The organism is Microcoleus sp. BROC3, assembly GCF_036702515.1.
GTDB lineage: Bacteria > Cyanobacteriota > Cyanobacteriia > Cyanobacteriales > Microcoleaceae > Microcoleus.
Map to the genome: position 1 here is coordinate 1 of NZ_JAUBTQ010000044.1, position 12,286 is coordinate 12,286.

At 46.5% G+C, this 12,286-nt stretch carries 13 protein-coding genes; 10 read left to right on the forward strand and 3 right to left on the reverse strand.

Annotation, left to right across the window (positions count from 1 at the left end):
- The first annotated feature begins 346 nt into the window (after positions 1-346).
- The 7 genes from QUB30_RS24130 to QUB30_RS24160 all read left to right on the forward strand — a co-directional run bounded on the left by QUB30_RS24130 (position 347) and on the right by QUB30_RS24160 (position 6,704).
- Complete coding sequence (locus QUB30_RS24130) at positions 347-790, forward strand: hypothetical protein (RefSeq protein WP_333338562.1); 444 nt, start codon at positions 347-349, stop codon at positions 788-790.
- Positions 791-1,171: 381 nt separating this feature from the next.
- Positions 1,172-2,338, forward strand: coding sequence for a GTPase (locus tag QUB30_RS24135; protein ID WP_333338564.1), 1,167 nt, complete (start codon positions 1,172-1,174; stop codon positions 2,336-2,338).
- A gap of 207 nt (positions 2,339-2,545) precedes the next feature.
- Positions 2,546-2,701 (forward strand): hypothetical protein, encoded by a 156-nt coding sequence (locus QUB30_RS24140; RefSeq protein WP_333338567.1) that lies wholly within the window; start codon positions 2,546-2,548, stop codon positions 2,699-2,701.
- Between the two features lie 292 nt (positions 2,702-2,993).
- Complete coding sequence (locus tag QUB30_RS24145) at positions 2,994-4,574, forward strand: aminotransferase class I/II-fold pyridoxal phosphate-dependent enzyme (protein WP_333338569.1); 1,581 nt, start codon at positions 2,994-2,996, stop codon at positions 4,572-4,574.
- A 102-nt stretch (positions 4,575-4,676) separates the two neighbouring features.
- Positions 4,677-5,270 (forward strand): precorrin-6Y C5,15-methyltransferase subunit CbiT, encoded by a 594-nt coding sequence (cbiT, locus tag QUB30_RS24150; RefSeq protein ID WP_190659397.1) that lies wholly within the window; start codon positions 4,677-4,679, stop codon positions 5,268-5,270.
- A 283-nt stretch (positions 5,271-5,553) separates the two neighbouring features.
- Positions 5,554-6,471 (forward strand): phosphatidate cytidylyltransferase, encoded by a 918-nt coding sequence (locus QUB30_RS24155; protein WP_333338572.1) that lies wholly within the window; start codon positions 5,554-5,556, stop codon positions 6,469-6,471.
- Positions 6,472-6,485: 14 nt separating this feature from the next.
- Positions 6,486-6,704 carry a hypothetical protein gene (locus QUB30_RS24160; protein WP_333338574.1) on the forward strand — a complete coding sequence of 73 codons (219 nt, stop codon included), beginning with the start codon at positions 6,486-6,488 and terminating at the stop codon, positions 6,702-6,704.
- Here the strand turns inward: QUB30_RS24160 and QUB30_RS24165 are convergent, their stop codons facing one another.
- Complete coding sequence (locus QUB30_RS24165; protein WP_333338577.1) at positions 6,705-7,496, reverse strand: DUF2993 domain-containing protein; 792 nt, start codon at positions 7,494-7,496, stop codon at positions 6,705-6,707. It lies immediately after the preceding gene.
- Positions 7,497-8,092: 596 nt separating this feature from the next.
- On the opposite strand from QUB30_RS24165, the gene QUB30_RS24170 reads away from it, so the two are divergent.
- The gene (locus QUB30_RS24170; RefSeq protein WP_333338697.1) at positions 8,093-8,887 is read left to right on the forward strand and encodes a pseudouridine synthase; all 795 of its coding nucleotides are present in this window, start codon (positions 8,093-8,095) and stop codon (positions 8,885-8,887) included.
- Positions 8,884-9,765 carry a RodZ domain-containing protein gene (locus QUB30_RS24175; RefSeq protein ID WP_333338581.1) on the forward strand — a complete coding sequence of 294 codons (882 nt, stop codon included), beginning with the start codon at positions 8,884-8,886 and terminating at the stop codon, positions 9,763-9,765. The genes QUB30_RS24170 and QUB30_RS24175 overlap by 4 nt, the downstream gene beginning before the upstream one ends.
- Before the next feature lie 396 nt (positions 9,766-10,161).
- On the opposite strand, the gene malQ is transcribed toward QUB30_RS24175, so the two are convergent.
- Positions 10,162-11,670, reverse strand: coding sequence for a 4-alpha-glucanotransferase (gene malQ / locus QUB30_RS24180; protein ID WP_333338584.1), 1,509 nt, complete (start codon positions 11,668-11,670; stop codon positions 10,162-10,164).
- Between the two features lie 135 nt (positions 11,671-11,805).
- Between malQ and QUB30_RS24185 the strand changes: the two genes are divergently transcribed.
- Positions 11,806-11,976 (forward strand): hypothetical protein, encoded by a 171-nt coding sequence (locus QUB30_RS24185; RefSeq protein WP_333338587.1) that lies wholly within the window; start codon positions 11,806-11,808, stop codon positions 11,974-11,976.
- 158 nt (positions 11,977-12,134) lie between these two features.
- Here QUB30_RS24185 and QUB30_RS24190 read toward each other — a convergent pair whose 3' ends face one another.
- A complete protein-coding gene (locus QUB30_RS24190) occupies positions 12,135-12,260 on the reverse strand; it encodes a photosystem II protein Y (protein WP_333053037.1) in 126 nt (41 codons plus the stop codon).
- Between the last annotated feature and the right edge of the window lie 26 nt (positions 12,261-12,286).

A 12,286-nucleotide genomic window follows, 5' to 3' on the forward strand; every position in this document is an offset into this window, starting at 1 on the left:
CTTAGGACAATTCATCGACTTGACTGAAATTCTTCAAGGTTCTGACCTCAAGTTTACCATTACTATGCACTACTACCAAAATTTAACCCCAGAGCAAGTCAAAACTGCTAAAAACTGGGAAACAGCCCACTATGACCAAGAGTTACGAAATCAACTAGGTTTACCTTGAAAGCAGTTAGTTGAGCACCCATAGAAAGCGATCGCCTCCTTAAGCTTAGATCCTTTCTTTGGTTTATCCCCCTACAGTGGTTTGCTCGGGGAACCACAAGCCGAAATAGTCTACAAGCTTGTTACTTACTTTGAAATAGGAACAGAGTATTAAGTTGAAGCCATTTAGGAGAAAATCATGAAAGTTGGAATTGCTTTTTTCTTAATTATTCTAGCAGGAGCAATAGGAGGTGCTGTAAATGCCATTCTGACTCACAATGGATTTATATTACCAAAAAAAATAGAGGATAAAGATTTCACAATCGTGAAGCCTGGATATATCGGTAATATTTTAATTGGTGCTGTTTCAGGCATTGTTTCATGGGGATTATATGGTCCAATAGCAGGAGCTAATATACTTGCTGCTCTGGATGCTCCATTAAGTCTTGCCTCAGTCGCTGGTGCGATTCTTGTCGGAGTTGCTGGTGCAAGATGGCTTACAAATGAAGTAGATAAGAGCCTTTTTAAGGCGGCTGCTATTGAGGCGGCTAAAAAACCAGCAGATATCCATGCTTCACAAAGGATATCAAACACGACATCACCGGAGACGGCTTTTAAGATAGCAAAAGGAATAACCGACTAAACTGCGAGATGCGATAGCTTTGGGGCTAACCCAATAGTCGTATAAAAAAAGAGCGATCTCTTCCTAGCAACAAGCGATCGCCCCAAAACTTCCTCCCTCACAATAGTAAGCTGTAGCCAAGAGGCGCGATCGCCCCCGTTTACTCTTAAACAACTCCTGAAATTACGGATCGGTAATTCCTTTCATCTCTCCTTCAGCCAAGCCTTTGCCTGCCTGTAGTTTAGGGCGATACCTAACCAAAAGTTTAGGTTGCTTCCCTCACTTAGGTTTAGCTGATGCCACATCTTTTGTATGGGCTGAAAACTCAACTATGAGTTAGAACCTTTCTTGGGTTGAACCCCGTACAGTAGTTTTATAGAACCCAAATTCAACGAGGTTGGTATGGCAAACGATGTATCTACTGCATACGATTCTGCTTGGGATGACGAAAGTTTTTTCAAAAAGGTAGAAAGCTTGACTGAAAAAAAATATCCCGATTTTTCTAAAACATTAAATATGGCTTTTATTGGAAAAGTTAGCTCCGGTAAAAGTTCATTAATTAATGCTTTTTTAAAGAGAGAGCGGGCAGATATTCTCGCAGCAGTCGGTGCGAAGTCAGGAGTTACGACTCAGCTAAAAATCTTCCAATTGGACGATCGTGTCAGACTTATAGATTCACCAGGTCTTGATGATGTTCGTTCTGAAAATAGCCAAGTTACAAAAGAATTTCTAGAAAACATTGATGTAGGAGTATTAGTTGTTACTGGATCTTCAGATGGAACCCAAAAAAAATACATTGACGATCTTCGCGCAAGCTGTAGTCGTATATTTGTAGTTCTGAACAAGATCGATCAGTGGGATAGGAATACTCCCTCTACTTTAGAAGGTATCAAAGAGCAATGGAAGACGGCTCTTCATATTGACAAAATTTATCCAGTCTGTGCGTTTGGTTACGATCCCGAAACTAAATCTGATGAGCCACTAGATGTACGAGGTGTGGATGAACTTAGAATAGACATAGAGAGTTTTTTGCAGGGACAGGGAAAGAATATTTTACTTGCCCGACATATGACTGAGAAGCAATCCTATGCAATCAAGATAATAGCAAGTGCCTTAGTCGCTGTTTCAAGTCAAGTTTTTCTCCCAGGCAGTGCAGCTTTTATTCTAGCAACTCAGGTTTCTGCAATTGCTTCGCTTTACTATCTTTACAATGGCAAAGCACTTGCTCCTAAAGCTGCTATTTCGTTGCTACCTTCTTTTGCAAGTGAGACAATTTATTCTAATGTTTTTCTGTTCGTACAGTCATTCATACCTCCCACAGGAGTGATCGATATCCCCGCCGCTATTGCTGCTATAACTACTACAGTTTCAATGCTAGCTACTGTGAATCATTTCTTGGCAACAGGAGCTAAACTTGAAGAAAAGCAGAATCTTCAAGAGGCATTCAGAACATACAAAAAACAGGCGACTCAACAAGTTTTCTTCAAAATCGAGCTTGAAAAGTTAAAGAATCCTGACTATATACGAGAGACAGTTAAAAAATTCATCATGGGTCAGGCAATCGCTTAAATTAGAGTGTAATTAACTTGGCTAGCCAGAGCTACTTAATGAGCAGTATCTAGGACTTACGCACCCAGACCAAACAGGAACGAGACCATCAGGTTTTCAGGCATCTCTCTCGGCCAGGAGTAGGTCTCAAACCCTTGAAACTTCGTTTTGGTGAGTAAGTCCTAGCATCTTATAGTTTACTTGCCGATCAGTTTAACAATAACGCCAATGCAATGCGATCGCCAAGGTACAACAGAAGACTCGTACAAACAAAGGCCGATCGCCCTCCAAGACGCGATCGCGCGATCGGGCGCAGTTAAGAAAGCGGCCGATATTATCGAACACGTTGTATTGACTCGAAAGCCGGTCTTCGCTGAAAAATAGCTGCAGACTGTGGTATGATTTTGTGCTTTAACTGAAACCACAGCCCCTAGACAAACCATAAGTAAAGCAGTAGCCAGGATTTTCAACTGTTTGGGTTTCATACTTAAGCAGTCGATATTTAGTCATTTTAGAGAAGTTTGAACTTGAGACGGTGTTGCTTGTGGGCGATTGCAAGGAAAAAGGAAGCAATTGATGCGAGCGCGGAATTTCCAGCAACGGTTTCAGCAATTAATAACGTCCAGTGAAACCTCGGCGGTTGCTATAATTCCAAATAATCAAATCAAGATTAAGCGTGTCACCAGCAAACTCTCAACAACAAACGCCTCTATTAGATGCCTTGCGCGATCGCACAAATCATCCGCACGCCCCATTTTATGCCCCTGGACATAAACGCGGACAAGGAATCTCTCAACCCCTAATTGACTTATTCGGTGCAGCAGTATTTCGATCGGATTTGCCGGAATTGCCGGAATTAGATAATCTCTTTAACCCAGAAGGTGCAATTGCCGAAGCTCAAGACTTAGCCGCCGCAGCATTTGGATCTCAATCAACTCGGTTTTTGGCTAACGGTTCGACTTGCGGAATTATCGCCGCCATCTTAGCAACTTGCGGCCCTGGAGATAAAATTATCCTACCTCGAAATATCCACTCCTCGGCAATTTCTGGTTTAATTTTATCCGGTGCAATTCCAATTTTTGTCAATCCAGAGTACAACCCGGATTGGGATATTGCTAACAGCATCACCCCAGAAACCACAGCCTCCGCATTAGAACAACATCCCGACGCGAAAGCAGTAATGATAGTTTACCCAACCTATCACGGCGTCTGCGGGGATTTGCGGGCGATCGCCCAAATTACCCATCAATACAACATACCGTTATTAGTAGACGAAGCCCACGGCGCGCACTTTAACTTTCATCCAAACTTGCCAGAAACAGCACTATCAGCCGGTGCCGATTTAACAGTACAATCAATCCACAAAACCCTCGGTGCAATGACACAAGCATCGATGCTGCACGTCAAGGGCGATCGCATAGATATCCAAAAATTAAATAGAGCATTGCAGTTAGTACAATCTACCAGTCCGAGTTATATACTATTAGCATCCCTAGACGCAGCCCGCCAACAAATCGCACTCCACGGCAAAGAGTTAATGGCGCAAACTTTACAGCTAGCAGAAAAAGCGCGATCGCGCATCAGTCTAATTCCCGGCTTGTCAGTTTTAGAACCGTTAAATACACCGGGTTTTGCAGCATTAGACCGCACCAGGCTAACAGTAAAAGTATCCGATTTAGGAATCACAGGATTTGCCGCCGATGAAATTCTGCACTCTCAACTCGGTGTCACGGCAGAACTTCCCATGCCGCAACATTTAACATTTATTATCAGCCTGGGAAATACAGAATCAGATATTGACAATTTAGTTAAAGCTTTTACGCTTTTAGAAGCAAGGAAGAAGGAAGAAGGAAGTTCGGCAACGGATTCTGTAACGGATGTAACGGATGTAAAGGATAGAAGGAAGAAGGAAGAAGGAAAAGGAAAAAGGGAAGATTTTTCCCATCCCCCACTCCTCCACTCTCCCACTCCCCCACTCCCCCAATCTCCCACTCTCCCACTCTCCCCCTCTCCCCCTCTCCTCTCCCCTCGCGAGGCCTTCTTTTTCCCAGCGGAAACAGTACCCGCAGACAAAGCAGTCGATCGCCTCTGCGCCGAACTCATCTGTCCTTATCCCCCAGGAATACCAGTCCTGATGCCCGGTGAAATCATTACCCCAGCAGCCGTTGACTACCTGCAACAAATCCTTGCCACCGGCGGAAAAATCACAGGTTGCAGCGATCCCGGCCTCCAAACTCTCAAGGTTGTGCGACAGTAAATATTAAGGCTTGGGGGAAATTGGGAGAATTTCTACTAATTCTTCCACGAGTTCCAATTGCCGTCTTGCTTCAATCAAAAATCAAAAATCAAAAATATAACTATGCTTTGGCCCTACGTCACTCCAGGCATCCCGGATGACTTATTTGAACGTTTACCGGGAATTCCCATGAGTAAGCGAGAAGTCCGACTGCTGTTAATCTCCCACCTGCGGCTGCAAGCAGATTCAGTCGTGTGGGACATCGGTGCAGGTACTGGTACGATCGCCGTAGAAACAGGTTTGCTGTGTCCCAAAGGTCGGATTATTGCCGTCGAAAGGGACGAAGAAGTAGCAAGCTTGATTCGCAGAAATTGCGATCGATTCGAGCTCGACAACGTAGAAGTCATAGAAGGCAGTGCCCCGGAATGCCTGGAAAACCTGCCCCAACCCCCCCACCGAGTCTGCATTGAAGGAGGTCGCCCCATTAAAGCCATTCTCCAAGAAGTCTGGCGGTACTTGCAACCCCACGGTAGAGTTGTCGCCACAGCCTCGAATTTAGAGAATCTTTACGCCCTTTCCGAAGGGTTCGCCGAGTTACAAGTCCGCAACATCGAAGTAGTCCAGTCCGCCGTCAACCGCTTGGAGACTCGCGGCCTGAGTCAAACCTTTGCCGCCGTCAATCCCATATTTATTCTCAGCGGCGAAAAGCTGGATTAGAAGCAAGAAGAAGGCACGACAGGAATTTTGACACGGATACACTAATTAATTATGTAATTCTTAATCTTTTTTAAGTTCACTTAACCTTCATACTTAAGAATAGGGGCGACCATAGCTGGATTGACTGCCTGACTTGAGATATTGGATGACCGATCGGGGATGGGGGTTAGCTGTGCAAGGGAGAAACTCGTGCTCTAGAAAAATCCCAAATCCCAAATCCCAAATCCCAAATCCCAAATCCAAAATCGAATCACCCCCCGCCGTCTGCAAGAGAAATTCATTTATGCCTTGGTCTCGTATCCTGAGTGGAATAGTTGCGATCGCCCTTGCTTTGGGAATGATTATTATGGGGGGATGGTACTTCACCGTCGGCTTTGGAGTCATCGTCTACCTAGGCCAATTGGAATATTTTCAATTAGCCAGGGCTAAAGGCATTGCACCCGCTGCCAAAACTACCTTAGCCGTCAGTCAAGGCCTGTTAATTACTGCCGCCCTAGCACCGCAACTCGTAGACGCCATGTTCCCCTTAGCGGGAACCTTAATCTGTTTCTACCTGTTATTCCAACCTAAATTATCGACAATCGCCGATATTGCTTCCTCAGTTTTAGGATTGTTCTACGGCGGTTATTTGCCCAGCTATTGGGTACGGCTGCGAGTCGGCCTCGACCCAGCCAATCTTGCTACAACCCAACTTTCGCAAGCAGTAGCAAGCAATTTGCCCGTTAATATTTACTCGCCGCCGTCTTGGACAAATTCCAGCCACATATCTTTAGGATTGACTTCGCTGCTGCTGGCTTTCTTCTGCATCTGGGCCGCTGACATTGGGGCTTATTTTGTCGGCAAATTCTTCGGCCGCACTAGCCTGTCCCACATCAGCCCCAAAAAGACCGTTGAAGGTGCCGTATTTGGAGTTTGCGGCAGCATCGCCGTGGCAGTCGCGGGGTCTTGGTATTTAAACTGGCCGGGGTGGCCCTATACTGGGGCTGCTTTTGGTCTGTTGATTGGGGTTGCTAGCCTGTTGGGAGATTTAACTGAGTCGATGATGAAGCGAGACGCCGGCGTTAAGGATTCGGGACAGTTGATCCCCGGTCACGGCGGCATTCTCGATCGCACCGACAGTTATGTTTTTACCGCGCCCTTAGTCTACTATTTTGTCACTTTACTGTTGCCCGCGATCGACTCTTTTTTAATTAATCGGTAATTGGGAATTGGTAATTGGGAATTGGGAATTGGGCATGGGGAATTGGGCATGGGGAATTGGGCATGGGGTATGGGGAATTGGGCATGGGGAATTGGGCATGGGGAATTGGGCATTGGGGATGGGGTATGTATTCCCAGGCTCTACCGAAGAACCAGGTTAAAGTCAACAGTCAACAGTCAACAGTCAACAGTCAACAGTCAACAGTCAACAGTCAACAGTCAACAGTCAACTAACTAAGGCAAAACTCTAATTCCTCCCCGACAAACAATCTCCCCCGGACTCAAAATCAATTCTTCAATCTCAACTTCCGGCCCGAAATCAATTTTAAAACCATTGAAATCACTGCTCTTTAATTCTCCATCCATTTCGATTTCTGGTGCTTCAAACATCAATTCGCGACCGCTAGCCATCCGCAAACCCGTCCGCAATACCAAAGGAATTTGCCTACCGCCAGCGCGCAAAATTGTCGCCGAAAGCGTTAACAAACCCGCCTCAATAGCAATCTGCGAATTTTGCAACTTCAGCGACTGTTCCCTGTCTGTCAGCGGCAGCATTGGCAGCAAGAATTCGCTCAAAGCATCAGCCAGCAAAGGCGCTTTCAGCGACGCATTCAAATCCGTTTGGCTGAGCCTCAAAACGCCTGTCACGGGAACGGATTCCAGGAGGCGCAGGGGTTGGCCTTTGAGAGCTTGACCGAGGTTGATGCGAATGCCGCAGCCCTCTATGGCAACTTCTGTTAGGTGTAGTCCTTTATACACAGCACCGCGAGCGGCAGCCGTGACTTTGGGGATCGCACCGCTGAAGATTTGTCGATCGCTTCCCTCAATTTTCACCTTCAAGTCGTCTACCTGCTGAACTTGCGATCGCAGCCACAACTGCACCGCCGGAGACAGCACCGCGCTCGCGATTCGGCTGCCTTGACTCGGCGAAGGTCTCCCCGGGTCCTCGCCGAGATTAACAGTCCCACCAGAGCCACCAGCCCCATCTCTATTGTCCAATTGAAGAGAGTTTCGATCGACAGTCATAAATAATTTCAGAATATAAACCTTAATATTCAAGCACAGAAATTTAACTAGAACTTGCGCATCCGGCCTCAAAAACCCCTTTGATTCACAGATATATCGCCGTAAACCTGCAATCTTTATAAGAAACCGGGTTGATGAGCGCAATTCCTATTAACTCCAAAACCAAGCAGAAATCTCGCCTCAGCAACGCCAGAAGCAGAAAAATTCTCACCCTTTCCCCCCTTGGGATCTTTCCTGAGTTCCTGAGTTGTGCGATCCCGAGGAAAAATTCGCGATCGAGCGTATAAATTTAACCACCAGTACGGGATTTATGGTAGTGTTGGTTTAGGGTCTGGTCAAACCCACACCTCTCAAACCAGCCGCACAGCAACGGTGCAAGCCTGTGCCTACCGGGAGTCTTTTCCTCGTAGTTTTTGCACAACATTCAGGGTCATGCCATCAGGACAATCTGCATCAAGCCGGGCGTGCTGTAATGATTGGTCAGCATTATAATTTATTCCCCACCAGGAATTGAGCATTAGTAGTAAGGTTAAGCAATTAACCCTGTCGTGTTTCCTCCCCCACCGCTCGCTCGTTGGGGTTTCCACACTCCCGTCATGTCTGATGAAAGGCTGCAAAAAATCCTCGCCCAGTGGGGCATTGCCTCTCGCCGTCTTGCAGAACAGATGATTGTAGCTGGACGAGTCCGAGTTAATGGCAATATTGTTCATTTAGGACAAAAAGCGAATCCAGATCGCGATCTCATCCAAGTCGATGGAGTCCCGCTGAAACCAACGGATCGACCGGCAGAGGTCTATATGTTGCTCAACAAGCCGGCAGGCGTAGTTTCTACTTGCAGCGATCCCAGGGCCAGATCGAAAGTTCTCGACCTGCTGCCGCCCAAACTGCGCTTTGGTCAAGGCATCCACCCCGTAGGACGCTTAGATGCAGATTCCACCGGCGCTCTCTTGCTCACCAATGATGGTAAGCTGACATTTTCTTTGACTCATCCACGTCACTCGATCTTGAAAACTTATCAAGTTTGGGTGCTCGGCGATCCCCCGGAACCCATACTACAAGCGTGGCGTCAGGGCATAATCTTGTCCGGCAGAAAAACTTTGCCGGCGAAAGTTAAAGTTCTCGATCGCGCGCTAGACCAAACTCTGTTAGAAGTCATTCTATCAGAAGGCAGAAACCGACAGATTCGGCGAACTGCCGAACAGTTGGGATATCCCGTGGTGCGCCTGCACCGCACAGCCATCGGCCCGATTCAATTGCAGCGGCCCGGTTCGCCAATATTGCCACCAGGCTGCTGCCGACCCCTAGAAGATGCGGAAATTATTTATTTATGGAATCTAGTCAACCTAACATCAATAAGCGTGCCAGTAAATTCCCCGGAGCACAGCATATGACAAAGAATTTATTGTTTTTATTCTTCAAAACAACTAAGCAGAAACTGCACTCCCAAGAGCCAGAACCAGCTCAGAAGAAGCTAGCGGAAATAGGAGCTCAACTCCGCCAGTACCGCGAACAGCAGTCGATTTGTTTGGACAAAGTAGCCGTGGTAACAATGATTCGGCGGAATCTGCTGCAAGCAATCGAGGACGGTCAACTCGACCAACTTCCCGAACCAGTCTACACTCAGGGTTTGATCAAGCGCTACGCTGAAGCAATGGGTTTGGACGGAAATCAGTTTGCCGAATTTTTCCCGATCGAACCGCCGCCCCGATCGAGAACCAAGCTATCCTGGCAAGATGGGCCTCAATTGCGCCCGATGCACCTCTACCTCTTTTACACATTTCTAATTATCTGTTCAGTCAATAGCTTATCTCAGTTGATGGGCGGTTCTGTTACCGCAAAAAACGGTGCGGGAGCCGAAGAACTCGCACTTTGGCAACAAGAACAAGCTCGTTTAGCTGCTGAGGCATCCAACCCCTTAAAAAATCAGCAACCGGATAGTTACGAGGCTGTCGAAGCAGTAAGAACAGGTCAAAGTTTAAATAAATCTGGCAATAAACCAGTGATGGTTAGCGTCACTTTTAAAGCAGAATCGTGGATGCAGATTGAAGTCGATGGTAAAACAGAGTTTGAGGGAACTTTGCCTTCAGGGACTGTTCGCACCTGGGGGGCTCAAAAGCAATTGGTAGTGGTAGCAGGTAACGCCGGCGGGGTAATGGTTGCTGTTAATAACGGACAAGCCGAACAACTCGGAGATCCTGGAGTCGCCAAAGAAGTTGTTTTTAAAGCAAACGAACTCAAGCCTGCAGCAGCACCCAAAAATGAAGGGTAAGTGTTAATGGGTAATTGTTAATGGGTAATCGCGAATAGGTAATGGCTGGCAGCCCCAGCTTTTAATGAGAATGTCCGTCTTTATTCACTCATTACCAATTACCAATTACCAATTACCCATTAGATCAATTCCGGTTGCATCGGAATAGTCAAATCCAGTCAACAGTCAACTATCACGGATGGATGGTGCAACCCGATTTCAGATAACTTCTCTGCGTTAATCTGTGTCGATCTGCGGTTAAAAAAAGATAATTTCTCGGGCCGCAGATGACAAGGGATTGACGCAGATTCACGCAAATGAAGAGAAGAGAGATAGGAATAATTCCGATGCTAACAGATTTGATATTACCCATTAACAATTACCAATTACCCACTACCAACTAGCCCTTACCGACGATCAATTTTTATTGGGAGCGCGGCCGGAGATGTAAGTCATGCTTTTGAGCCGATCGCCCACTTCCCAATTCAAAGCTTCGGGCCGATACCGCCATCCCCAATTTCCCTCTGGTTTCCCCGGAAAATTCATCCGCGCGTCCGTACCCAAACCCAACAAATCTTGAAACGGCACAATTGCCATATTAGCAACAGAAATCCAACCCATGCGGATTAAAGACCAGTGAATTCCTTGGGGATCGATGCAGCCCAAGTAACGCAAAACCTCATCTCTTTCGTAGTTTTGCAGTTGATTGAACCAGCCGACAGTCGTGTCGTTGTCGTGGGTGCCGGTGTAAACTACGCAGTTGCGATCGTAGTTGAAAGGCAAAAAAGGATCGCCAGGGCCTGCGCCGAAAGCAAACTGCAAAATCTTCATTCCTGGAAACTCGTATCGATCGCGCAAAGCTTCCACTTCGGGAGTTATTACCCCTAAATCTTCAGCGATAATCGGCAAGTCGCCAAACTTCTCGTTAATTAGATCCAACAAAGCTGTTCCCGGTGCTTTAATCCACTCTCCCTCGATCGCAGTTTCTTGTCCGCGCTTCACCGCCCAGTAAGCCTCAAATCCTCGAAAGTGGTCGATACGAGTTACGTCTACATAAGCGAAAATCGCTTCAAAACGCTCAACCCACCACTCGAAATTATTTGCTTGCAACTTCTCCCAATTGTATACTGGGTTGCCCCACAATTGACCTGTATTGCTGAAGTAATCTGGGGGAACTCCTGCCATTAAAGCTGCTTCTCCGGTGGCTTCATCCAAGCAGAACGTTTCTGGATGAGACCACACATCCGCACTGTCGTGAGCTACATAAATCGGAATGTCGCCAATAATTTTAATGTCCCGCAGGTTAGCATAGCGTTTCAACTCCGTCCACTGGCGAAAAAACTCAAACTGAACGTATTTGTAGTAATAAATCTCAGCATTTAGCTGCTGACGCCACTTCTCTACCGACTCTGGTTTTCGACGGGCAATTTCTGGTTCCCAATTGTTCCAGCTAACACCGCCAAAGTTATCTTTTAGTGCCATAAATAAGGCGTAATCTTCCAGCCAATTCTCTTTGCTTTCGCAAAAAGCTGAGAATTCTTTTTGCTGGATAGGAGATGCTTTGGCTTGGAAGTTTTCGCAAGCTTTTTTGAGCAGAGGCACTTTCAGGGCGATCGCCCGCTCGAAGTCTACATAATCCAGCGGAAATTCTGGTAAATTAGCGAAGTCTTCATCTGCGAGCAATTGATCGTCCCGCAGCAGTTCTGGGTTGATCAGCAGCGGATTTCCCGCCATTGCTGAATAGCACGAATAAGGAGAATTGCCGTATCCTGTCGGGCCCAGCGGCAGTATCTGCCAGTATTGCTGGTCGCTCTCTACTAAAAAGTCAATAAAGCGATATGCTTCTATTCCCATGTCCCCAATGCCAAATCGACTGGGAAAGGATGTGGGGTGGAGTAGAATGCCGCTCGATCGGGGAAAAAGCATAATCTATCTAAAGATATAGGATTTAAACATTGACAATTTGACCGATATTCCCTATCACTTAAACTTCGCAGTTTTTAGGGCGATTGTCAGGGCAAATACTTTTGTGATTGTCTCATATTTTCTGCGGGAACGTGCTTGCTAAATATTTTGACGGCACTCTACTCACGACTGGTGAGTAGAGAGGAAAACATCAAAATTAGAAGTTATGCGATCGCCCCGGTTTCGCAACTAGGTTTTTTTACCCAGGCTCCTCTGCTGCAACAAAGTATTTTGGTCGATCGCACCTGGTTTCTGCCTAAGTTTTGAAGATAACGTTTTTTTCGCTTTCGCCCTATCTCTCTGCAGTAGTAAATTGCCCGCCACAAATCAGCCATCGCTTAAGCAGAGCCAATGCACAAATCAGCCGGCTGTTTTTGTATCTCAAAAAACAGTCGGCTGCGGAATTACCTGAAAACAGGCTGAGTTTAAGCTTGCTTGTTCAACAATTTCTGCACTTGTTTGAGAGCTATAGCGCCGACGTTGTAAGCAGCCCAGCCGCCCGCCAACAATACGGGCATCAATACTATTAGTATGCGGAAGTCAAAATCCATGAGTTCTCCTCCTAAAGTTTTTTAAC